Raw genomic sequence first — 21417 nt, 5'->3', positions numbered from 1 at the left:
CTACCCAAAGTTCTCTAGAGGTGATATTTTTCTTCCGCCAATTGATAGAGCCGCCGCCACAACAATCGATTGAATCCCACCACAAACAAACTCATCATGCCAATCCCCAAGGTGATGCGGGGCCAGTCTCCCACCGCAGTGGCTTCTGCGATATAGGAACCTAGTCCAGTGGCAGTGAGGGTGGTGGATCCCCAGGTTACGATTTCCGAGACAATACTGGCGTTCCAGGCGCCACCACTGGCGGTGACCCCCCCAGTGACCCAAGCAGAAAAGATCCCAGGGATAATCAACTGGCGCCAGCGCTGCCAACCCCGCAACCCCACATCCACTGCCATTTCTCGCAAATCCGTAGGGATGCTCTGAGCACCTGCAATGGAATTGAAGAGAATGTACCACTGCGCTCCCAAAGACATCAGCACAATGCTGCCCCATTCAATGCTGATGTGGGCCCGAATAAAAAATAATGTGGCAAAAGGAAAGATAAAGTTGGCCGGGAAAGCCGCCAGAAACTGCACTACTGGCTGGAGTAATCTCGCCAGTTGTGGATTGAATCCAATCGCCACTCCAATCGGTGTCCAAACCACAGTGGCCAAAACCAAAAGCAACGCCACCCGCAGCAGGGTAAGGATCCCGAGGCCAAACGTGAGCAGAACCTCTCCCCAACCCACAGTAGTGGTGATGAAGTTCAGGATCCAAACCAAAATCGCTCCAATCACTACCAACAGGATCTGGGTCAACAGCCGATCCTGGCGCTGCTGCCGTTCTGGATCCCTGAGGGGCACCCCCTGCGGACGAGTCAGGGCCGACAACAACCGATCCAGCAGCTCGCGGGTTGGGGTGAGCCAGCTATTGAGCAGTCGCGGAATCCGAGCCGTGGTCAACAGATCGTAAAGCCAAGATTCCGGGACAGACATCCCGGCGCTCTGCTCCAAGCGAAACTTATCCGACCAAACAATCAAAGGTCGCCAAAACAGTTGATCCACCAGCACAATCACCAGAGCAATGGTCAACAAAGCCCAACCCAGTTTCGGCAGATCCTCCGCTCGAATAGCCGCCTCCACATAGGAGCCAATCCCCGGCAGTGTGTAGTCTTGATTGAGCACACTAATGGCTTCGCTGGCCGCCACAAAAAACCACCCGCCCCCAAAACTCATCATGGCGTTCCAGAGCAGGCCGACCATGGCTGAGGGAACCTCCAATTGGGTAAACCGCTGCCAAGCAGATAAGCGATAGAGGGTGGTGGCTTCCGATAATTCTTGGGGAATGGTGCGTAGAGATTGATAAAAGGAAAAAGTCATGTTCCAGACTTGGCTGGTAAAGATGGCAAAGATAGAAGCCGCCTCCAACCCCAGCAAACTGCCTGGAAACAAGGCAATAAATCCCGTAACCGTGATCGATAAAAAACCCAAAACCGGCACCGACTGCAGAATATCCAGCAGCGGAATCATGATCCGTTCAGCCCAACGGCTTTTTGAGGCAATGTAGCCGTAGACCAAGGTAAAAGCTGTGGAAAACCCGAGGGCAATGAACATGCGCAAGGTGGAACGCGCCGCATAGTAAGGCAGGTTGCGCGGATCCAAGTCGATCTGAGGCACCACGGCGGGGGGTTGAAAGCGCACAAAAGCCCCTGTCCCCACCTGGGCAATCAATGCCAGCAGCACCAAGGTGCCGAAGACAATCGCCACATCGGCAACCCCAGCCGGCAGCCGCCGTAACGCTTCAGGGGAGGGAAAGGTTTGCATGCCATGCACCGACTCGGCACTACCCAGGCGTTATTATCTGCTCTTTTGGCCGCTCTGCACCAGGGTCGCTTGCCCCTCGGTGGGCTACCCGCTGGCTAGTCTTCCGGTAAGTCTGGCGGTGGCTCCTGCCACTGGGGGTCATCCAAAATGGCTTTCTTGGTTTCTTTGAGTTGTTTCCACAGCTCTTTAATTTGTCGATAAGCTTCCTCAGGCTTCAGTTTTCCGCCAGTTTCCAAGCTACAAATCAGGGCCACTTTATTGCTGAATTCCTGTAAATTGGCATCAAAAATCAAATTCTGGGGTTTCACCTCGCCCCAGTAGGGATAGCGGGGAGAGAGAAACTCATCTTTCCTGGGATCTTTTGGGGGAGGAGTGGGTTCCGGCACGGCGAAGAGGGGGTAAGTGGATTTTCTTTTACTGAGCAAAGGGAAGAACTTTATCCTTTATTTATCAATCAATCAATGTTCAGGACTTATGGGCGTTTTTTCTTAATCGGCTTGGGAACCTTGGCGGGATCCCGTGGGGAATAAAACTGCTCTGGAATGGACTCCCCACTGCTGGCGGGTTTACTGAGGGCTTTCTTAATTTGGGGGCGCGGGGTTGAGCGTGAGCGTTTCAGGCGGGGGCGTGGGGGCGTTTTGATCACAGGGCCAATCGGGGTACCCGCTTCCACATAGAGTAGGGATCCCTGACGGCGCACCTGTAAGTCCCAGAAAGTTCCTACCCCTTTGCTGGGTAAGGATCCCATGAGGCGCAGTTTGAAGGCTTGAGGTTTGCTGCTGGCCAGGGCAGCCTCGTTCCGGTTGGAGGAAGCTTTTTTCCCAGACTGACGAATCTTGACAATGATAAACCCCTTTTCTTGGGATTGAAACACCACCTCGCCGCGGATGGAAAACCAATCGGGTACAACAGGAGAACGGGATCCCTGGGGTAGCGGCTGACCCATTTCTTCGGGTGCCCAGACTCCCATTAACTGTACATGCAGATCCTCCGTTTTCTCACGGGTGCGAGGATAAACCACCCACAAGTAATTGCGCTCTGGCCGCAAATGCTTGCGCACCAGGCTCATCACCCGGCCCAACAACACGGCATCCAAATCCAAGCCATCTGGTGTGCGCAAAACCCCACGGGTAAATTGCTGGGGGGAGGGGATATACTGCCCTTCGATCAGGCCAATGGCCCGATATTGCATTTCTTCCCCAGGCGGAGGGATCGGCTCCAGATAGGTTCGTTCTGTTTCTAAGTCTTCTGACTGTGCTGCTTTGATTGCTGCTGCAGAGGCTGGGCTACTGGGCTGAGCAGGAGCAGCGGGCTCTGAAGAGTGTTGAGGTTCCTCTGGGGGGTTTAGCCCTGCAAGGTTCCTGTCGGTCTGTTGCGACGACACCTTCCCACTGGCTGAGCTGGGTTTGGGGGGCCGCACAGGACGAAAAGGGGGTCTCAGATCAGAGGACATTGTGACGGTTCCGTTGCAGTCAATCGAGAATGCTTAGCGGTGGGCAACAACATTCGCAAGAGCGGTGCAAAGTGCTTTCTGCCACAAATAAATGAGCCTGTTCTTTACCCAAGACCTGCTCAACACACCACTCAGCCTAACCACCTGCTCCCATTCTGCTCACGCTAGCGTGCCAGAGGTACCTCACGCCACCTTGCCAGCAGCCAGGAATCCAGGGGTTGTCAACACTGTAGCCGATGATAGCAACTGCAATGGGCTCTATTCCCGCGGGCCAGACAGGGATCCCGGTAAATCCGGAACGGGATCGTAGCCCCCCGGATGCCAGGGATGACAGCGACAAATGCGACGGATCCCCAGCCAACCTCCCCGCAAAGCTCCATAGCGCCGCACGGCTTCTAGGGTGTAGTGAGAGCAGGTGGGGGAGTAGCGACAAGTGGGAGGAAATAGCGGCGAAATCCCGACCTGATAGCCCCGAATCAGGGCAGCGAAGCTGCGGGTTAACAGATCCGACCGTTCAGACATGGATAGGAGAAAAGGGCTTGCCTTACAGGGTAACTTTGCACTTTTGGCTCTGTCATGATAGCTCTGTCAAGGTCAATCCCGACCGATGACCCTCCTCCACAATACGGTTACAATCGAGAAGGTTAGCACCTAAATTATTTTTGGCCTAGGGATCCAAGGGATCCGGTGGAGCGTGGGTTTCTTCGGGATCCCGGCTAACCAGCCTTTGAACGCTAAAGATCCAAGCTGGGTGAGGAGTCTTCGTGAGGGTATTTCGGCAACTGCAACCTGCACAACGCCGCAATTTGAGCATTCTGTTCATAGCCGGGCTGCTTTTCTGGGCCAGTTTATCCTCTCTGTTGCCCACCCTACCCCTTTATGTCAGCGATGCTGGCGGTACCCCTCAGCAGATCGGGTTGGTGATGGGGGCCTTTTCGATTGGGTTGTTGGCCTCTCGCTCATGGTTGGGGCGTTTGGCGGATCGGCGCAGTCGGCAGATCGTACTGCTCATCGGCATGGGCGTGGTGGGGTTAGCGCCGCTGGGGTACTGGCTCTCCGATTGGATCCCGTTGATTGCCTTGGTGCGAGCCTTCCATGGTATCAGTATTGCTGCTTTTGCCACCGGCTATGTGACTTTGGTGGTGGATTTTGCCCCGGAGGAAAAACGCGGCGAGATCTTAGGCTACATGAGCCTGGTTAACCCGATTGGGGCAGCGATTGGCCCTGCTTTGGGAGGGTTTTTGCAGGAGTTTGCCGGTTACTCCCCTCTGTTTTTGTTCTCTGCACTGTTGGGGTTGGTGGGGTTTGTGTGTACGCGGGCGGTACGGGAGCAGCGTCCTGAACAGATGGGATCCCTGTCGGTGGATTTGCCCTTCTGGAGCCTCTTGGGCAGTCCAAAGGTGCGCTCCCTAACCCTGGTGATGTTTTTGGTGGGCTTGGCGTTTGGCACCCAAACCACGTTTGTCGCCCTGTTGATCCAGGAAACCGCAGTGCCCATGAACCCTGGCCTGTTCTACACGGCAGTGGCTTTTGCCAGCTTTGGGGTGCGCTTGTTGGCGGGTCGAGCGTCGGATCGGTTTGGGCGAGGGCCTTTTATTTCCATCAGTTTGGCCACCTATGCCTTAGCCATGCTGATTTTGTTGGGGGCCAATAGCATGGGGGCCTTTTTGCTGGCTGGTGTGGTGGTGGGATCCGGTTTTGGCACTTTGATCCCGCTCATTTCCGCCTTGGTTGCCGATCGCTCTAGCCCGATTGAGCGGGGGCGCTTGTTTAGCTTGGTGATGTGCGGGTTTGATCTGGGGATTGGCTTGGCGGGCCCGGTTTTGGGCACCCTCGCGGTGGGATCCGGCTATCGGGCCATGTTTGGCTACGCGGCACTGCTATCTTTGGCCTCTCTGGTTTATTTTCTGGCCTTTTCCAATCCCGGGCGGGGTGCATCGCTGCGCTTTGCCCTGGGGCTGGGGCCGGATGAGTTCAGCCAAAGGGAAGTGGTTGATGATCCTCAGGGTCGGGCAGGGCCCAGTGAAAAGCTGCCAGAACCCTCTGCTCCCTCCCGAGAGGGATCCCCAACCGCCGTTCGCAGCCGTCGGCTTTGACTCTCTACAAGTTTTCTGTCCAGATTTTGTGTTCAGAGCCGGATCCCGTCTGCAGGCTGCCCATTTCCCCGAACTTGCACTATCCTTAGCTGGGGAATGTGCAAAAAATAACTCTGGAACCAACTCTGGGCACAGCTGATGAAGGCATGGCGATGGGTGGGGCTAACGGGATCCCTGGTTTTGGGCGCTCTGCTGGGGTGGATAGAGGCGGCTTGGGCCGGGGTAACAGTGCGGGTGGAACTGGCCAATAGCCGTGCCCCTTTGGTAGTGGGGGTGTCTGTGCCTGCCCAGTTGACCAATAGCCGGGGAGAGATCCTGGCGGAGCTGCCCCCGATGCAAGGGTTTATGGCTCAACCCAGCCCCCAAGGAGTACGCCTGCAGGGGGTGGTTTCTCCGGTTTTGTTTATCAAGCCTGAAGAGGGTGGCATGGTAGCGGTGAACGGCCACTGGTACCCCGGCGAGGTGCTCCTAACCGGTCATAACTTGCTCATGGCCATCAACTACGTAGATCTAGAAGACTACGTGGCCAGCGTGGTGGATGCGGAAATGGGGGCTAGGTTTCTCCCGGAGGCGCTGAAAGCGCAGGCGGTGGCGGCCCGCAGTTATGTGCTTTATCACCGCAATTCCCGCGGCTGGTTTGACGTGTTTAGCGACACTCGCTCCCAGGTGTATCGGGGCCTATCGCAGCGGTCGGTTGCAGCTCTGGAAGCGACTTGGGCCACTCGTGGGGTGGTGATGGTCTACGGAGGGCAGTTCGTCAACGCCATGTACAGTGCCAGTAGTGGCGGCCAAACGGTTGGGGTGAGCGGGATCCCTTATTTGATGAGCCTGCCGGATGTCAGCCCTTATCCCAAGCATGGGCATGGCATTGGCATGAGTCAGTGGGGCGCACAGGAATTGGCCCGCCAAGGGTGGAATTACCGACAAATTTTGGCCTATTACTATCGAGGGGTGAGGTTGGGGCGGTTGCCGGAGTGAGCCAACCTGAGGGGTTGGGATCCTCACATGCCCACAGGTTTATCCGACATCCCCATTCACCTAGTCCATCTATTCCGTGTCGGGGCTGGCCATGTAACAGCCCTGCTGACGGAACAACTGCTCCAAAGGCCAAAGGCAATGGCCACAGCGGATCCCAGATTGGCAATGAACCTGCATTGCTTCCTCAAACGGCAAAGGATCCCGTTGCTGGCGGCTGAGAATTTCCGCGTGTTCCACTTCGCTGCAATAGCAGTAGGCGGGGCGACGGGCCGGCGGACGACGACGGACAGCAGAACTTGTCATGGGCAGGGATCCGTTTGCACTCTCAGTCTAGGTCGCTAGGCCAAAGCTGCCAACTTGCGGTTAAAAGCCGTGATTGCCTGCGATTCCAAATCCGCCACTTGCAAGGCATAATGGCGGGCACGCGCCTTCTGCTCATCAGTTTTGCAATAGCGGCTCAGGATTTGTCGTCCCAAATTCAGGTGAAACTGCTCATCCGGCATAATTTTGCGCATCGTCTTCTGCAAATCGGGCGGCAGATGCGGCAAAATACTGGCAAAACTGCGGCAGGCTCCCGATTCTCCGGCTAGGTTGTGCGCGGCCAAACGGGAAATGGTATCCGGCAGGGATCCATAGAAGGTTTCCACCCAGGCTTTGATCTCCGGGAGCGGCTGCCAATCCTGCAAAGAAGCCCCCATCGCCTCCAAATGGCGGTTTAGCCAACGGAAATGGTTGCTTTCGTCCTCAATTTGATGGCAAAGCAACACCAGTGCATCGGTTTCTGGCGTATCCTGCAGCCACCTGCTGATGAACAAAATCGCCTGATATTCGTAGTAGGTCTGAAAGCTGAGCCACTCGATTAATCGCTCTTTCGGCCAGGGCTTAATCTCCGTTTCGGGCGGGGCAAAGGCTTGTTCCCGCGCTTCTGTGAAGGCGCGATCCCGATGGGCTTCAATTTCCGACTCAATTTCCTGCACAAAGGCCGCCCAAGTGTAGGCCGTAGACACATTCTCTGGAGATAACTCTGGAGATAAAGTTGCCGTCATTAGGGGATCTCCTCGTTCACATGTTCTGCACCGACCCAGGCCAGCTGGCGTATCTCTAAATCGGATTTTGAATGGGGGAGGGCATAGGGAGTATGGTCAATCTTCCGGAACTGACCGGCCCGACAAACGCCGCGCACCTTCAGCATCTGGTTGACCGATAAGGTACCCCCTCGACCATCCGTCAATTCTGCCTCTTCTTCCACCAACTCGGCCATGGTCAAATCCGCTTCCTGACCCACCTGCAGGGATCCCAGTTGATCACTTTTCTGAATCGCTCGCGCCGCTGTTGCAGTCACAGCCTGGATCACCTCCGCCAGGGTCATGCCTAGGGCCAAAAACTTGCTCATTGTTGTGGCCAAATCCACCACGATCTCCGTGTTGAAAATATTCAGATCGGTGGAAATTGTATGGGGGCGAATGCCTTGATCCAGACCTAGGCGGGCCGTATTGAAGGAAAAGTCGCTGCCACTGTGGCCGACATCCAGAAGAACCCCTCGCTCCAAAGCCCGCCGTGCTGCTGGCAACAGGGATCCCTCCGCATCGAAGAGACCAAAGCGGGGCTGATAGGTATGGGTGACAATATCCCCCGGACGCAGGCGATCCAACAAATCCGAGGGATCCAACACCCCATCCATGGGGAAGCGACCCAGGTGGATCATAATGGGTAGCTGATATTCCTCCGCCAGAATGAGGGCAGAAGTGAGGGTGGGAGATTCTATCTCTCCAAGCTTGACGGTGGGGCGAGCCTTGAAGCCGACAATCACCTGCCGATGGGCCTCAATCACCGCTCGGGCCCGATCCAAGTCTTGATTTTTCGGATCCACCGCAAAGCCAAGACGGTGAGCGATGAAATCAGAAGTGGCAATGTAGAGCAGCGAGGGATCGATGAGGGCGTAGACCCGCGTTTGAGCAGTTTGGGCCGCCGTTTCTCGAAAGGCAGGGAAGGTAAGAGTGCCAGAAGTCCCCGCATCCACCACCGTGGTGACACCAGACTGGATCCCCACCTCATCGGCAGGCAGACAGAAATCCCCCACCGCCGTAAAAACATGGGTATGAATATCGATCCAACCAGGGGTGAGCAGCTGCCCCCTCAAATCCACCACATCCGCTCCCTCCACAGGCAACTGGGGGCCAATCGCAGCAATCTTGCCCTCCTCAACCCGTACTTGACCCAGTTCATCCAACCCCTGCGCAGGATCGAATAAATGTGCATTGATAAAGAGAGTTGCAGTCACTGAACTCACCCAAAACAACCACGGGTCTTACATTTTCTTAAGGTAAAGCACTTTTTTCTTGCAATTTGTAGACTCGGCTACAAAACTCATCCTCCTCCAGCCTCAAATCCAAGCGTGATGCCTGCTACATCTACTATTCCGGCGAACAGGCTCTAATATTGGGATGGTTGTTCCAGGAGCTGCCTTCATGACCTCTTCTCCGCGCCTGACTGCTGCAGAGTGGACTGTCGGTTCTGCCAACGGGCTGGAGGAGACCTCCCTGCGGATGGGACGGGATCCCTTGGCTCATTCGCTTGAGGTGAACGAAGCCCTTCACCTGGGAAACAGCCTGCTGAACCGGCGACTGCAATTGGTGGAAGAACTGTGGGAGTCGGTGCTGCTCCAGGAGTGTGGCCAGTCGCTGGTGGATCTGTTGCAACGGCTGCGCTCCATGTGTTCCCCCGAAGGACAAGCTCTGGAATACCCAGTGCCGGAGGTGCTCCAGATTGTTGAGTATCTCAGTCTCGATGCTGCTATTCAAACTGCCCGTGCCTTTGCTCTGTTTTTCCAGTTGATCAACATTGTGGAGCAGCACTACGAACGAGCCGAAGCCTCCGACATGCGCATGGTGGATAGCCAGCAACGAACCGTGCGAGAAAACGAAAAGTTTGAGCGATTATTTCCCTATCTGCGGGCTCAGGGGGTGCCGCCGGGCCTATTGCGTCGATTGCTGGAGCAACTACATATTCGCATGGTCTTTACCGCCCATCCCACCGAGATTGTCCGCCATACCATTCGTGAAAAGCAGCGGGCCTTCTCCCGTCTGCTTAGCCAACTGGACTGGGCTGAGCAGTCTTCTCCCCTGCAGGCTTCCATTCTGAAAGAACAGCTGGCAGAAGAAGTCTTGCTCTGGTGGCGCACCGACGAACTGCACCAGGCCAAACCGACCGTCCTCAACGAGGTAGACTACACCCTGCACTACTTTGAAGAAGTACTGTTTCAAGCCATCCCTCTTCTGCATGAGTACCTCAGCCGCAGCCTGAAAAATTCTTTTCCTCACCTAGAACCCCCAGCGGCCAGTTTCTGCAACTTCGGCTCTTGGGTGGGATCCGATCGCGATGGTAACCCTTCTGTGACGGCGGACGTCACCTGGCAAACGGCTCGTTATCAACGCAATCTGATCCTGGGCAAGTACATCGAATCCGTCAAATCTCTAACCAAAACCCTGAGCATCTCCCTGCACTGGGGGGATGTGGATAGCCAACTGCTGGATGCCCTAGAGCAGGATCACCGCCTGTTGCCAGAGGTGTACGAATCCTTCTCGTTGCAATATCGTCAGGAACCCTATCGCCTCAAACTCAGCTATATTCAACGGCGGCTGGAACTGACCCGCGAACGCAACCGTCAGCTGGCGGACTCTGCCCATTTGCCTGCTCCCCCGCCTCTGGCCAATGCCTATGCCAACGCTAAGGAGTTTTTGGCGGATCTGAGATTGATTCAAACCAGCCTAAAAAGCAGCGGTTTGGCCTGTCGGCAACTGAGTCACCTTATCCATCAAGTGGAGGTGTTTGGCTTTCATCTGGCCCATTTGGATATTCGCCAAGACAGTAGCTACCACGAGGCAGCCCTAACCGAAATCTTTGAGTATTTGCGCATTTTGCCCCGCCCCTACAGCGACATGACCGAAGAGGAAAAAACGGCTTTCTTGCTTCAGGAGTTGCAAACGCGGCGACCCCTCTTGCCTCTGGATACTCCTTTTTCTGAGAAAACTACAGAGTTAGTTGCTACCTTTCGTACCCTTCGTCGCCTCCAACAGGAATTTGGCCTGGCCATCTGTCAAACCTACGTCATCAGCATGAGCCGCCAGCTCAGTGACCTGTTGGAGGTGCTGCTCATGGCCAAAGAAGTCGGTCTCTACGACCCGATCAGCGGCAAGGGATCCCTGGCGGTGGTGCCGTTGTTTGAAACCGTAGAAGACCTAAAGCGGGCCCCGGAAGTCCTGAAGGGGTTGTTGGAGATCCCGTTTTATCGGCAGTATCTGAGCCAGCAGGGGGATCTGCAGGAGGTGATGCTGGGGTATTCCGATAGCAACAAAGATTCAGGTTTTTTGAGCAGCAACTGGGAGATCTACAAAGCCCAACAGATGCTGCAACTGGTGGCAGAGTCCTACGGGGTGAAGCTGCAGATTTTTCATGGCCGGGGCGGATCGGTCGGTCGTGGGGGTGGCCCAGCCTACGAGGCAATCTTGGCCCAGCCGGGGCGCAGTGTGGGCGGACGGATCAAAATTACTGAGCAAGGAGAGGTGCTGGCCTCTAAGTATTCCCTCCAAGATCTGGCCATCTTTAACCTAGAAACCGTCACCAGTGCCGTGATCCAGGCCAGTCTGCTGCGCACCTACCCCAATGATTTACACGAGTGGTCGCGCCTGATGGAGTCCTTGGCGGATCGTTCCCGGCAAGTCTACCGCAGCTTGGTTTACGAGCAGGAGGGTTTCGTCGAGTTTTTCCACGAGGTTACCCCGATTGAAGAGATCAGTCAGTTGCAAATCAGTTCCCGTCCGGCTCGCCGCAGTGGCAGCAAAAAAGATATTGGATCCCTGCGGGCCATCCCCTGGGTCTTCAGTTGGACCCAAAGCCGCTTTCTGCTGCCTGCTTGGTATGGTGTGGGCACCGCCCTACAGGAATACGTGGCTAAGGGGGATCACAACCTCAAGCACCTCCAGCATCTCTACCGCGAGTGGCCCTTCTTCCGCATGGTGATTTCAAAAGTGGAGATGACCCTCTCGAAGGTGGATCTGCAAATTGCTCGCCACTACGTGCGGGAGATGAGCTCCCCGGAGCGCCTAGAGCGGGCCATGGAGCTGTTTGAGTGTATTGCCCAAGAGATGTACCGCACCCGAGAGATGGTGCTGCAAATTACGGGGCATCGTGAGCTGTTGGAAAATGACCCCTACTTAAAGCGTTCGGTGCAGCTACGCAACCGCTCGATCGTGCCTCTGGGCTTTATTCAGGTCTCCCTTTTGAAGCGCCTACGAGAAAACCAGGGATCCCGAACCGGGAGGACTCGCTACAGCCGAGCTGAACTCTTGCGGGGGGCGATGCTCACCATCAACGGCATTGCCGCCGGGATGCGCAACACGGGCTGAGCTAGGAGCTAGTCCAGCGGGATCTTCACCCCCGTTACAGCAAATCATCCTCGTACTCGTCGGGTTCTACTTCTTCTACCTCCACTGACTCCACCTCAACCACTCGGCGGGGGGCACGGGGCGGTGTCTCGTCTGCATAATCTTCCTCTTGAGGCAGGCGCGGCGGGCGACGACGGGTGGCTGTACCTGCACCCCGCTCTTCTTGCACATCCTCTGGATATTCCCCGGCAGCAGGACCGCGGGGGCGGCGGGTTTCTGGAGGAGGAGGAGCCGGCTCGTCATAGTCAGAGCTTTGGCGAGAACGAGGTTCCGGTTCGTCGTAATACTCATCCACTTCCGGGCGACGGCGGGGACGCACCCGGGTATCGCTGGTCAATTGCGGCCTAGGGCGACGGCCAGATCCGGGGCCAGAGTCTTCAGTCCGCCTGGCAATAGAACGGCCATAGGAGGAGGTATCGCGGATACGGGATCCCCCGGCACGGGTGCTGACGGTGCGCCCCTGCCCATAACCATCCGGTTGGTAGGTACGGGTAAAGCCTTGCCGACGGACTGTCGGACGAGCCCCCCCCACTTGCCGTGCTTTTTCGCTCAGGAGAATGCGCAAGCGGAAGGTTTCTATTGCAAACCAACCGGCCATTACCGCCAATAGCACTTGGGCAAAAAACAGCAACGGAATCAGGCGTTGCCCTTCCAACAACAGGCAGACAGAATAAATCAGGCCCATCGTGGCGAAAATGACATCGTACTCAGCGGAAGCTTCTCGCTTGATGAACCGAACTGCAAAGATGGCTCCACTGGCAATAGCCACTAGCGCTGCCATCAAGAAATAGGGGCTTTGGGTGAGAAACATGCCAGGGATCCCTACAACGATGAAAATGGGAGAGAGTTGGTCATTACCCATTTCAACGCCGATCCTAACACTGATCCCCTCTGTAACAGGGGCAATACCTGAGGATTAGGCCAAGGCGCAGCGGCGGGATCCCTTGAACCGAAAAGATCGGTGCTAAAATCACACTGCCTCTCCCATCATCTTCATGCTGTATTTAGCACGGGTGTACAAGAAAGGGCTGTTCGGCCAAGCAGAGCTGCAATTGTTGGCATACCAGACTCCGGATCGGATTTGGTCGGCCGTTCGCAAGCCGGAAACAGTCACCTCTAGTGAGGCTAGCGCTTACAACGTTGGGGTGTTGCTTCTGGTGGAAGTCTCCGAAGAGCGCCGGGTGCAGCGGGTGGAAGAAGCAGCCATGAAACTGGTGGAAATGCTCCATAGCTTATCCCAGGCGGGCAGCCTGATGGATTTGTCTGAAATTGAAAGCTGGCGGCAATCCTTAACCCGGCAAAGCCAGGAACTGAGTCGGCGAGAAGCGGAGGTAGCTGCCCGTCAAGATCAATTGGAGCAATGGGAAATCAACCTACGACAAAGGCAATCCCCCTGAGCAGGATTTGGGTTAGGATCCCTGCCTTTAGGACAAAGTGAACAAAGCTTAATCCCTTACAACGCCAGCAGACCAAACTGGCCCATCAAACTGGGCTGAGATCCGGTCTCAGTTCCCGTGCCCCTCCCAAGTAAACATGCTGCATATCTGTCTGATTCAAGGGCGTATTCAACTGGATCAACACCCGAATGCACCGGGGCAAAGCGCCAATCACTTCCATCTGCTGTACATCCAGCAGGGGCACCAACTCCCAACCGGGACGACGGCGGGCGAATTGGGCTGGAAAAGCAGCATTCAAATCGGGCGTGGCAGAAAACACAACGCTGACCAACTCGGCTGGATCCAAAGCGTTGCGATGTTCCAGGGCATCCAGCAGCTCAGTCACTGCTGTGCAGATCGCCTCGGCACTGTTGCAGGGAACGGTTATGGCTCCGCGAATTGCTCTGACACGCCACCCCAATGACCACAACCTCGTTCGCTTGAGTTCGTCTGGCTTTCAGAAAATTATACCGAGTAGGATCCTGCTTTGACAGGCGCAGCAGTAATCACACGGTTGGGGTCGGTTGCAACAGCTTTTCTAGGACTTGATCGTGGCTGAGGCCAGAGTCCACCCAGGCTTCCCCATCTTTAAGGCGGGTGGCGGTGGAGAGGACAAACAAATTGCTCTTGGCCCCCAAAGCTTCGCTGGTGGTCTGCACAGCGATCAGATCCTGACCGGTCAACTGGCTAAACCAAGTGCCCAGCAAGCCTGCCTCCAGAAAGCCCATGGGGCGGGTGAAATGGGCAGGTGTGAGAGCGGCGAAGGGAGAGTTGCGGATGGACACCACCAAAACCCCTTGATCTTTGTAGGTCCAGTCGATCTCGATCAACCCCCAACCGTGGGTCTTCCAGGCTTGCCCCAAATTTTGTAGAAACAGACCCATTTCTAGTTCCGCCAGCGGCTTTTGATAGTACTCCGAAAGCTCCTGGGCAAAGCGGCGAAAAAATTCTTTCCCCCACATCCGACCACAGTTGCGCAAAACCAAGCGGGCCGCCTGCCCGGTCTCGTATTCCAAGCCACTGTAAATCCCCCGCAGCAGCGCTTCCGGAAGGGCCAAAAGACGGTCCCCACGGCGACTTTCCAGCAGGCCCGATTCCAAATCACTTTGTAGATAGGCACTGGGGGTGTAGTAATTGGCCAAAACTGAGGTGTAGGGATCGAAGCTGGCCGAGCCATTGGGGCTGGAGGCAGTGGTGACCATAGGGATCCTTTGTGAGTTGTGGTTGACTGTGTTGCAGGAGGGATGGGGAGAGCAATGAAAACTCCAAAAAAGTGACCAAGGGTACCTTAAAACAGCAAAGCCACCTGAACCTGAGTAATGAAGGGGCGAATGAACTCCAACTCGCCCGGAGCGAGGTGATCTTTCAGTTCCTGCTGAAAGATCCGGTAGGCAATTTCGTAGACGCTCTGTAGCCCGTACAGTCGCACCTCTTCTTCCATCCACTCAATCAGCCGTTCCTTCAAGAGCTCTTCATCCTGAAGCAACATGGCCATGGCGCTGTGGCGCAACAACAACAGCAGATGTCGCTGACAGAGATCTAATACCTGTCCCGAAAGGCTGGGCATTTCCTGCTTGAGGGCATTCAAAGTGCGGCTCACCATTGGGCTCTCCTGTTCCCGCAGGATCCGGTAGACGTGCTGCCGCTTCGGCCAACCGAGAATATGGGATTTCAATTGGCTCAATTCCTCGGGCTTCAGGTAGCGGGCTTCCGCTTCGATGAGCATCTGTTCAAATGCGCTAGCCATTCTCGCTTCTCCCGATAGTCAGTAGGTGCTGCAGGGGTCAAAACATGCTGAACAGGTCTGCTAGGGTGATTTGATCTTCTTCCGGTTCCGGTTCCGGTACTGCCGCTAGGGATCCCAAGGAACGCGCCGCCAAATCTAAGGGATCCCCGGCCCATGGGATCGAGCCAAATTGCTCCCGCACCAGTAGGAAAGGCATGGGCACCGAGCGCACCTGAAGAGGGCGGTTATCCCAATTCAAACGGGCAAAAAAACCTTGCACGGATTCTTCTAGAGGAATTTCTAGGGTCATGCCTTGGCCACTCCCTCGCCCGAACGCAACTTTTGGGTGATTTCGTTGGCACTGGCCCCCTCGTTGAGCCAAAAGGCAGCCGCATCAATGCGCTCCTTACTGCCGAGCAAAAACTTACAGTAGCTTTCCCCCATGGAATAGCACTGGATCTCAATACAATTCAGTTGCCGCTCCACCATGGCGCTGAAAAAACCGGCAAACAGCCCGGCGTAGAGATGACAAACGGGCTTCCCCACATCCCCAAGGGTGCGTGCGACAGCCGAGTCAAACAGGCTGATGAATATGAACCCCTGTCGCCGGTTTTCGGTATCCACTTCCCAACGTCCCCATCCCTGAGCAGTCAAGGGCCACCACCAGGTTTCCAGCAGAAACATCAGATTACTCTGCTTGGTTTTGCGCTGGTATTCCTCTTCGTACCACCGAGAAAAATGAGCAGCATCATTGCGGCCCCACTCTTGACCAATGGTGTACATCAAAGAAGCGGAGGCGTCTCCCACTTCTTCTTCGAGGCCCTGCTGCAAACCGAGGATAAAATCTTCGCTCACCAAAACATTACGGCCCCCCGTCCAGTCCAGCAGGGATCCCTGTTGGCGGTCAAACCGATAAAAGTCTTCGCGGCTATAGTGATTGTGCCGCTGGGCGGCAGGCTGAAGGCGCAACTCGATAGGGGTAACCGTCATGATCGTGCAAGGAGAGAGTACATTTTTTAACACTCCTTAGATCATACCCTTCTCCTCCGGTACTTTTTCCTAGAGTCAAATGCCCATAGGATAGAGCGGAGGGATCCCTTTGAATTTTTGTAAAGGGACGCAGGGTTGGCGGCAAGGACTGACAGGATTCTACGGATGAGATTTAACCTTGATAAAAGCAATGGCGGAGCGCCACAGCAGCGACTCTTGCCCGCCGGAATCTGCCAAACAGATGCAATCAGGATCCTGCCAGCGTAACTGGCCCACAAAGACATCCCCAGTGTTGAGCTTAATTTCAAAGGTTTCCCGGTCTTTGATCCCCTTTTGCAATCGGCGCACGCTTGGGATCCCAGTATTCAAATCAGCCACAGCAGCTCCACAGGCGGGCGATAGGTCACAGTTGGATAAACATGATGGTTCTCAGTATAAGGGATCCCTGCCAATAGACTCCCCACCCCTACTGCTGGAGTGCAAAAGAAGATTTCACGGGTTTTTCCCTATGAAGAAATATTATGGCTGTGCGGATGGGTCTTCACAAAAAGTGACAAATTGCTTGAGTTCGCTTTCTTTTTTAAGCAGATCTACGGGTGTTCTTGCGGAGGAAAGGTATCAAAATGAGGTTTAGGGCGATGGGAAGTGCGGTTCGTCGCCTCGCCGGGAATGGATTTGGTTTTGGATCCTTTCTGAACGCTTTTGCCGCCCATTTGTTTGTCTCTCTGAACTAGCATCATTAATGCAGGAGTAGTTGTCATGGCAGTTGAGAAAGTAAACTCTTCCTCGAGCTTGGCTGAGGTGATTGATCGCATCTTGGATAAGGGTATCGTTGTCGATGCCTGGGTGCGGGTTTCTTTGGTGGGTATCGAGCTATTGGCGATTGAAGCCCGTGTTGTCGTGGCTTCTGTGGAAACCTATCTGAAATACGCTGAGGCTGTGGGTCTGACGGCAACTGCGGCTGCCCCTGCCGCCTAAGCTAGAGGTTCTTTTTGATGAGGTTGTATCGATTCATCACTCCTCGATGTCATGAACATTCGTGGATTTTGGATTGAGGATCCGGTGCAACTGCATGGTAGAGGCTCTCGTGGAATCAGGCAGGGGTCCGTTTGGGCTTCTGCCTTGTTTTCCTCCATCACGCCAATCCAGTTGATACAGTCATCTTGTTTTCAATGATCTAGTTCATCGGGCTGGGGCATTGGGTTTGCCCGAACTATGCACCCACATTCAGAACAACATTCGGGACAACATTCAGAACGAACGTAAGGGATTGGACAACATGAGTTTGCAGGAACAGTGGGCTACAGCCCGAACCCAACGGGCAGCTCAAAACCAAAGTTTATTAGGTCGATCCCGACAGCAGCGCCTTGAGCGTCACCAAGCCCTGATGGCTGAGTTGAGCCAACAACGTCAACAACGGCGGCAGGCAATGCAGCAGCAAGCAGAGCAAACCCGCAACCACCTGCGCAAGCTGGAACAGGATCGGGCGGTACAGCGTGCCCTAGACGAATATTCCCGTACAGAAACAGCTACACAACGGGCCAAATCGGTGGCACACCTTCTCTCCAGTTTGGGGCAAGAACGGGCTGCTCAGTCCGAGGCCATCCAGCAAGAACTGCAGGCGTTTCGGGCCAATCTGACGTTGGATGTGGAGGGTCTACTGGGATCCTACAGTCAGGCGCGGCAAACCATGGCCGATGCCACTCAGCAAGAACTACAAGCGTTTCGGGCCAATCTTCAACAGCAGGTACAAACCCTACAACACGTGGCTCAGCAGGAACTGGCCCAGATGGCCCAGGAACGGCAGGTCAGGGCGCAAGTGCTGCAAAGTGAACTGGCGGCTTTCCGAGTTGAGCTGCATAAACAGGTGTGGGGCAACGGGATCCCCATCTCAGAACCGGAACCCGTCGTGTCTGCGACCCCCCCTGCTTCGGAACCCACCCCATTGTCTATGGATATGAGTACAGCCTCGGATGTGGGTACAGCCTCTGTTGAAACCCCTGAAACCCCGATCCCATCCCTGTCTATCCCCGTCCCTGCTCCAGAACCCCAACCGCCAATTGCTGCCGTGATGCCGGCTATTCCGGTCATTCCGCCTACTCCTGTAGCCGAGACTGAAGAGCCAAACCGCATTCTTACCTATGTGAACGAGTACGTGGAGGCTCTACGGGCACAAAACCCTGATCTGACGCTATTGCAGGTGATTGGCAATCGGGAACAGGTGCGGGATCTGCTGGCCCGAGGTGCGGTGGATCTGGGGGTGGATCCTTCGGAGATTCTGACCACGTTGCGGCGCATGGTTTCAGAAACCGTCGCAGTTTGAGGCGGACTACAGCCCTCAACGCTACGGCCCTCAACAAGAATCCCAGCTATAGTCAAGGCAAAAGAGGTTGAGTACTCCCATGGCCACCGTTTTGCAGGCGCGTCCACGCCAGTTTGTCAATACTGCCTACACGGAGCGAATTACCCGCCGGGCCTTGCGTTATTTGCAATCGGGCTTTGCAGTTCACCTGCGGGGGCCTTCCGGTACGGGCAAAACCACCTTGGCCATGCATCTGGCTAGCTTGATGGGCCGCCCAATCATGTTGATCTATGGGGATGACCGTTTTGATTCCTCCGATTTGATCGGCGGACGCACCGGCTTTACCCATCGGCGGGTGGTGGATAACTACATTCATTCCGTGGTGAAAACAGAGGAGGATCTGCAGCAACGTTGGGTAGATGCCCGCCTGACTTTGGCTTGCCGAGAAGGGTTTACCCTGATTTACGACGAGTTCAATCGCTCCCGCCCTGAGGCCAACAATGCTTTGCTCAGTGCTCTAGAGGAAAAGCTGTTGGTGATGCCGCCCGATAGCAATCGGTCAGAATATCTGCGGGTGCATCCTCAGTTTCGCGCCATTTTTACCTCCAACCCGGAGGAGTATACAGGAGTCCACAAAGCCCAAGATGCGCTACTTGACCGGATGATCACCATCGATATGGGAGAGCCGGATATCGAAACCGAAAAAGAGATCCTCATTTCACGGGTGGGTCTATCCGGGCCGGATGCCCTTAAGATCGTGCATGTGGTGCGGGCCTTCCGCCGCAAGTTGGATCTGACTCAGCATCCTAGCTTGCGCAGTTGCCTGATGATTGGCCGCATTGTCAAAGAGCACGAGCTGGCCGTTAGCAAAAATAGCGCCGATTTTCGTGCCCTCTGTGCGGATGTGCTGCTGGCTCGTGCCGGTAAGCGCCAAGATGAGGGATCCCAGCTGCTCAATCATTTGCTAGATCAACTGCCTGGCTAATTCCTGACCTAGTGTTCTATCCCTTTGCAAGTCCTGGAGAGTCATCCACCCTGTGCCTATTACCTCTCAACCCTTGACCACAGCCACGCACGGCTCCTCTTTGGCCGATGTGTTGGAGCGGGTATTGGATAAGGGCATTGTGATTGCGGGAGACATTACCGTTTCCGTGGGCAATGTGGAGTTGCTGAATGTGCGGATCCGTCTGCTGATTTCCTCGGTGGATAAGGCCAAAGAAATTGGCATTAACTGGTGGGAATCGGATCCCTATCTGAATAGCCAGGCGCGGGAGCTGTTGCAAACCAACCGGGAACTGATGCAACGGGTGGCCTACCTAGAGGGCCAGTTGGCCCAAGTTCTGTCCAAAGGGGGAAATGGAACGAACTCGGGGGCCACAAGCTAAACTGGCTGCTGTGGTGGTTTGACTGGGTGGTGTGGCATGAAATTAGAAAGAAACCGCTGCCGGAACCCTCTGGGCGGTCTTTTGGCTGTGGGCTTGTTGTTGGGAGCTGGGATCCCGGCTTGGGGTCAAAATCCTCGTGCCATTAGCATCAACGCCGATTCTCAGGAGGCCAACGCCAATACGGGCGTGTTTACCGCCACTGGTAATGTCACCCTCAATTTTCCAGCCGAACGCCTCAGCGCTCGCGCCCAGAGAGCAGTCTACTACAGCCAGGAACAGCGGATTGAACTGGAGGGCCAGGTCACCATCAGCCAAGGGGACAATCAACTGCAAGCGGAGAAGGTGATCTACCGCATCGACCAAGGCACAATCCAAGCTGTTCCGGTGGCGGGACGGCAGGTGGAGTCCATTTACGTTTTGCCGGAACCTGCCCCCAGTCCTTAACCACAAGTACGCATCATCTATGGGATCCTCTACCTACGAATCCGACTTCTACGCTTGGACGCAAACTCAAGTCGATCTCTTGCGGTCAGGCAAGTTAGAAGAATTGGACTGGGAGAACCTGGTGGAGGAAATTGAATCGTTGGGAAAAGCAGAACGGCGGGAGTTGGAAGGTCGTTTACGGGTGATCGTGATCCACCTGCTCAAGTGGCAATTTCAACCTGCTTTGCGATCCCGAAGTTGGCAACTGACCCTGCAGGAACAGCACATCCGTTTGCAAGCTCATTTGCAAGACAATCCCAGTTTGCAAGGTTGGATCCCAGAGGCCTTACGGCGGGTTTATCCTTTAGCTGTCATTGGGGCAGAGCGGGAAACCGGCTTAGAGAGTTTTCCTGATGAATGTCCGTTTACGATAGAGCAAATTTTGGCAACGGACTTTTTCCCCACCTAAAGGATGGCTGACGTATGTTCGGGATCCGGGTTCCTCACCCCTGGCAACAAGAAACCCCTGTTACACCGGAAGAGATCTTTTTGAACCGGCGGCGATTTCTAACCCAACTGGGATCCGCAGGGGCAGGAGCCAGTTTCTCCATTTTTGGGTTTGGCGGCAGGGAGGCAGCTCCTTCTGTGGAACGGGACTTGAGTGGGATCCCACTCAACCCTGCTTTTTCAGATCCAGAGCGACCTCTGACCGAAGAGATTGTTGCGGCCCGTCATAACAACTTTTATGAGTTTGGATCCGGCAAACGCATTTGGCGAGGGGCACAGGCTGTGCCGACGGATCCCTGGACGGTGGAAATCACAGGGCTGGTGCGGCAACCGCAAAAGCTGGGGCTAGAAGATCTGTTTGGGTTCCCCCTAGAAGAACGGATTTATCGCTTTCGCTGTGTAGAAGCTTGGGCAATGGTGGTGCCTTGGTTGGGTTTCCCGATGCGTCTGCTGCTCGAACAAGTGGATCCTTTGCCCGAGGCCAAATTTGTCCGCTTCACCTCTTTTTACGACCGTGACATCATGTATGGCCCCATTTGGCCCCCCAACTTGCCTTGGCCCTATACTGAGGGGCTCCGGATTGAAGAAATGGCGAATCCGTTGGCTTTTTTTGCCCTCGGAATTTATGGCAAGCCGTTGCCCAAACAACATGGGGCTCCGATTCGCATGGTGCTCCCTTGGAAATATGGCTTTAAGGGGGGGAAATCCATTGTCAAGATTGAATTTCTGGCGGAGCAACCCGCCACCTTTTGGAACACCTTAGCCCCGGATGAATATGGATTTGAAGCCAACGTGGATCCGACGGTGCCTCATCCGCGCTGGTCCCAGGCGCAGGAAACCCTGATCGGATTTGGATCCCGTTCCCATTGGCAGACCGTGCCAACCTTGCCCTACAACGGCTATGGAGAGTATGTGGCGCATTTATATGGTTGATT

Annotated in this window: 25 protein-coding genes; 11 read left to right on the top strand and 14 right to left on the bottom strand. The window is 55.2% G+C overall.

Annotated elements, in window-relative coordinates; translation table 11 throughout:
* Positions 1-14 precede the first annotated feature (14 nt).
* The 4 genes from JX360_RS04665 to yidD form a co-directional block, all read right to left on the bottom strand.
* A complete protein-coding gene (locus tag JX360_RS04665; protein ID WP_244349432.1) occupies positions 15-1742 on the bottom strand; it encodes an ABC transporter permease in 1728 nt (575 codons plus the stop codon).
* A gap of 95 nt (positions 1743-1837) precedes the next feature.
* On the bottom strand, positions 1838-2128 hold the full coding sequence (locus tag JX360_RS04660; RefSeq protein WP_244349475.1) for a DUF7219 family protein: 291 nt from the start codon (positions 2126-2128) through the stop codon (positions 1838-1840).
* Between the two features lie 86 nt (positions 2129-2214).
* Positions 2215-3195: a hypothetical protein gene (locus JX360_RS04655; RefSeq protein ID WP_244349431.1), complete on the bottom strand. Its 981-nt coding sequence runs from the start codon at positions 3193-3195 to the stop codon at positions 2215-2217.
* Positions 3196-3453: 258 nt separating this feature from the next.
* Positions 3454-3717, bottom strand: coding sequence for a membrane protein insertion efficiency factor YidD (gene yidD / locus JX360_RS04650; RefSeq protein ID WP_244349430.1), 264 nt, complete (start codon positions 3715-3717; stop codon positions 3454-3456).
* Positions 3718-3959: 242 nt separating this feature from the next.
* Between yidD and JX360_RS04645 the strand changes: the two genes are divergently transcribed.
* Both JX360_RS04645 and JX360_RS04640 read left to right on the top strand, forming a co-directional pair.
* Entirely contained in the window at positions 3960-5291 is a 1332-nt protein-coding gene (locus JX360_RS04645; protein WP_244349429.1) for an MFS transporter, read from the top strand.
* Between the two features lie 138 nt (positions 5292-5429).
* Positions 5430-6269: a SpoIID/LytB domain-containing protein gene (locus JX360_RS04640; protein ID WP_244349428.1), complete on the top strand. Its 840-nt coding sequence runs from the start codon at positions 5430-5432 to the stop codon at positions 6267-6269.
* A 69-nt stretch (positions 6270-6338) separates the two neighbouring features.
* On the opposite strand, the gene JX360_RS04635 is transcribed toward JX360_RS04640, so the two are convergent.
* The 3 genes from JX360_RS04635 to JX360_RS04625 are packed head-to-tail and all read right to left on the bottom strand — an operon-like array spanning position 6339 to position 8550.
* Positions 6339-6572 (bottom strand): hypothetical protein, encoded by a 234-nt coding sequence (locus JX360_RS04635; protein WP_244349427.1) that lies wholly within the window; start codon positions 6570-6572, stop codon positions 6339-6341.
* Between the two features lie 35 nt (positions 6573-6607).
* Positions 6608-7315 (bottom strand): ferritin-like domain-containing protein, encoded by a 708-nt coding sequence (locus JX360_RS04630; RefSeq protein ID WP_244349426.1) that lies wholly within the window; start codon positions 7313-7315, stop codon positions 6608-6610.
* On the bottom strand, positions 7315-8550 hold the full coding sequence (locus JX360_RS04625) for an amidohydrolase/deacetylase family metallohydrolase (RefSeq protein WP_244349425.1): 1236 nt from the start codon (positions 8548-8550) through the stop codon (positions 7315-7317). Before JX360_RS04625 ends, JX360_RS04630 begins: the two co-directional genes overlap by 1 nt.
* Positions 8551-8737: 187 nt before the next feature.
* Between JX360_RS04625 and ppc the strand changes: the two genes are divergently transcribed.
* The gene (gene ppc / locus JX360_RS04620; RefSeq protein ID WP_244349424.1) at positions 8738-11674 is read left to right on the top strand and encodes a phosphoenolpyruvate carboxylase; all 2937 of its coding nucleotides are present in this window, start codon (positions 8738-8740) and stop codon (positions 11672-11674) included.
* A 34-nt stretch (positions 11675-11708) separates the two neighbouring features.
* Here the strand turns inward: ppc and JX360_RS04615 are convergent, their stop codons facing one another.
* A complete protein-coding gene (locus JX360_RS04615; RefSeq protein WP_244349423.1) occupies positions 11709-12575 on the bottom strand; it encodes a Ycf66 family protein in 867 nt (288 codons plus the stop codon).
* 133 nt (positions 12576-12708) lie between these two features.
* On the opposite strand from JX360_RS04615, the gene JX360_RS04610 reads away from it, so the two are divergent.
* Positions 12709-13110 (top strand): hypothetical protein, encoded by a 402-nt coding sequence (locus JX360_RS04610; RefSeq protein ID WP_244349422.1) that lies wholly within the window; start codon positions 12709-12711, stop codon positions 13108-13110.
* Between the two features lie 85 nt (positions 13111-13195).
* Here JX360_RS04610 and aroH read toward each other — a convergent pair whose 3' ends face one another.
* The 6 genes from aroH to JX360_RS04580 form a co-directional block, all read right to left on the bottom strand.
* Positions 13196-13570 (bottom strand): chorismate mutase, encoded by a 375-nt coding sequence (gene aroH / locus JX360_RS04605; protein WP_244349421.1) that lies wholly within the window; start codon positions 13568-13570, stop codon positions 13196-13198.
* An 85-nt stretch (positions 13571-13655) separates the two neighbouring features.
* Positions 13656-14351, bottom strand: coding sequence for a V4R domain-containing protein (locus JX360_RS04600; RefSeq protein ID WP_244349420.1), 696 nt, complete (start codon positions 14349-14351; stop codon positions 13656-13658).
* Between the two features lie 86 nt (positions 14352-14437).
* Positions 14438-14896, bottom strand: coding sequence for a globin family protein (locus tag JX360_RS04595; RefSeq protein ID WP_244349419.1), 459 nt, complete (start codon positions 14894-14896; stop codon positions 14438-14440).
* A gap of 37 nt (positions 14897-14933) precedes the next feature.
* Complete coding sequence (locus JX360_RS04590) at positions 14934-15185, bottom strand: hypothetical protein (RefSeq protein ID WP_244349418.1); 252 nt, start codon at positions 15183-15185, stop codon at positions 14934-14936.
* Complete coding sequence (locus tag JX360_RS04585; protein ID WP_244349417.1) at positions 15182-15865, bottom strand: V4R domain-containing protein; 684 nt, start codon at positions 15863-15865, stop codon at positions 15182-15184. The genes JX360_RS04590 and JX360_RS04585 overlap by 4 nt, the downstream gene beginning before the upstream one ends.
* A 159-nt stretch (positions 15866-16024) precedes the next feature.
* The gene (locus JX360_RS04580) at positions 16025-16243 is read right to left on the bottom strand and encodes an Hfq-related RNA-binding protein (protein WP_244349416.1); all 219 of its coding nucleotides are present in this window, start codon (positions 16241-16243) and stop codon (positions 16025-16027) included.
* A 381-nt stretch (positions 16244-16624) separates the two neighbouring features.
* Here JX360_RS04580 and gvpA point away from each other — a divergent pair, with 381 nt between their 5' ends.
* From gvpA to msrP, 7 genes are all read left to right on the top strand, one after another.
* Positions 16625-16843, top strand: a complete 219-nt coding sequence (gene gvpA, locus JX360_RS04575; RefSeq protein WP_190804824.1) for a gas vesicle structural protein GvpA — start codon at positions 16625-16627, stop codon at positions 16841-16843.
* A gap of 226 nt (positions 16844-17069) precedes the next feature.
* Positions 17070-18188, top strand: a complete 1119-nt coding sequence (gene gvpC, locus JX360_RS04570) for a gas vesicle protein GvpC (RefSeq protein ID WP_244349415.1) — start codon at positions 17070-17072, stop codon at positions 18186-18188.
* Positions 18189-18267: 79 nt separating this feature from the next.
* Positions 18268-19152 carry a gas vesicle protein GvpN gene (gene gvpN, locus JX360_RS04565; protein WP_244349414.1) on the top strand — a complete coding sequence of 295 codons (885 nt, stop codon included), beginning with the start codon at positions 18268-18270 and terminating at the stop codon, positions 19150-19152.
* Positions 19153-19204: 52 nt separating this feature from the next.
* A complete protein-coding gene (locus JX360_RS04560; RefSeq protein WP_244349413.1) occupies positions 19205-19552 on the top strand; it encodes a gas vesicle protein in 348 nt (115 codons plus the stop codon).
* A 36-nt stretch (positions 19553-19588) separates the two neighbouring features.
* On the top strand, positions 19589-19996 hold the full coding sequence (locus JX360_RS04555) for an LptA/OstA family protein (protein WP_244349412.1): 408 nt from the start codon (positions 19589-19591) through the stop codon (positions 19994-19996).
* A 19-nt stretch (positions 19997-20015) separates the two neighbouring features.
* A complete protein-coding gene (locus JX360_RS04550) occupies positions 20016-20444 on the top strand; it encodes a DUF29 domain-containing protein (RefSeq protein ID WP_244349411.1) in 429 nt (142 codons plus the stop codon).
* Positions 20445-20458: 14 nt separating this feature from the next.
* Positions 20459-21415, top strand: a complete 957-nt coding sequence (gene msrP, locus JX360_RS04545; protein WP_244349410.1) for a protein-methionine-sulfoxide reductase catalytic subunit MsrP — start codon at positions 20459-20461, stop codon at positions 21413-21415.
* Positions 21416-21417: the final 2 nt, after the last annotated feature.

Origin of the sequence: Thermostichus vulcanus str. 'Rupite' (assembly GCF_022848905.1) — a bacterium.
Classification (GTDB): Bacteria; Cyanobacteriota; Cyanobacteriia; order Thermostichales; family Thermostichaceae; genus Thermostichus; species Thermostichus vulcanus_A.
This window is presented reverse-complemented; position numbering and strand designations above follow the sequence as displayed.

What these genes read in the sequence shown, in the direction of transcription:
- ppc (WP_244349424.1), top strand. Translation starts at nt 8,738, where the DNA reads ATGACCTCTTCTCCGCGCCTGACTGCTGCAGAGTGGACTGTCGGTTCT.
- JX360_RS04600 (WP_244349420.1), bottom strand. Translation starts at nt 14,351, where the DNA reads ATGGTCACCACTGCCTCCAGCCCCAATGGCTCGGCCAGCTTCGATCCC.
- JX360_RS04590 (WP_244349418.1), bottom strand. Translation starts at nt 15,185, where the DNA reads ATGACCCTAGAAATTCCTCTAGAAGAATCCGTGCAAGGTTTTTTTGCC.
- JX360_RS04585 (WP_244349417.1), bottom strand. Translation starts at nt 15,865, where the DNA reads ATGACGGTTACCCCTATCGAGTTGCGCCTTCAGCCTGCCGCCCAGCGG.
- gvpA (WP_190804824.1), top strand. Translation starts at nt 16,625, where the DNA reads ATGGCAGTTGAGAAAGTAAACTCTTCCTCGAGCTTGGCTGAGGTGATT.
- JX360_RS04635 (WP_244349427.1), bottom strand. Translation starts at nt 6,572, where the DNA reads ATGACAAGTTCTGCTGTCCGTCGTCGTCCGCCGGCCCGTCGCCCCGCC.
- JX360_RS04550 (WP_244349411.1), top strand. Translation starts at nt 20,016, where the DNA reads ATGGGATCCTCTACCTACGAATCCGACTTCTACGCTTGGACGCAAACT.
- JX360_RS04630 (WP_244349426.1), bottom strand. Translation starts at nt 7,315, where the DNA reads ATGACGGCAACTTTATCTCCAGAGTTATCTCCAGAGAATGTGTCTACG.
- gvpN (WP_244349414.1), top strand. Translation starts at nt 18,268, where the DNA reads ATGGCCACCGTTTTGCAGGCGCGTCCACGCCAGTTTGTCAATACTGCC.
- JX360_RS04555 (WP_244349412.1), top strand. Translation starts at nt 19,589, where the DNA reads ATGAAATTAGAAAGAAACCGCTGCCGGAACCCTCTGGGCGGTCTTTTG.
- JX360_RS04615 (WP_244349423.1), bottom strand. Translation starts at nt 12,575, where the DNA reads ATGGGTAATGACCAACTCTCTCCCATTTTCATCGTTGTAGGGATCCCT.
- JX360_RS04595 (WP_244349419.1), bottom strand. Translation starts at nt 14,896, where the DNA reads ATGGCTAGCGCATTTGAACAGATGCTCATCGAAGCGGAAGCCCGCTAC.
- JX360_RS04640 (WP_244349428.1), top strand. Translation starts at nt 5,430, where the DNA reads ATGAAGGCATGGCGATGGGTGGGGCTAACGGGATCCCTGGTTTTGGGC.
- JX360_RS04665 (WP_244349432.1), bottom strand. Translation starts at nt 1,742, where the DNA reads ATGCAAACCTTTCCCTCCCCTGAAGCGTTACGGCGGCTGCCGGCTGGG.
- JX360_RS04610 (WP_244349422.1), top strand. Translation starts at nt 12,709, where the DNA reads ATGCTGTATTTAGCACGGGTGTACAAGAAAGGGCTGTTCGGCCAAGCA.
- yidD (WP_244349430.1), bottom strand. Translation starts at nt 3,717, where the DNA reads ATGTCTGAACGGTCGGATCTGTTAACCCGCAGCTTCGCTGCCCTGATT.
- msrP (WP_244349410.1), top strand. Translation starts at nt 20,459, where the DNA reads ATGTTCGGGATCCGGGTTCCTCACCCCTGGCAACAAGAAACCCCTGTT.
- JX360_RS04655 (WP_244349431.1), bottom strand. Translation starts at nt 3,195, where the DNA reads ATGTCCTCTGATCTGAGACCCCCTTTTCGTCCTGTGCGGCCCCCCAAA.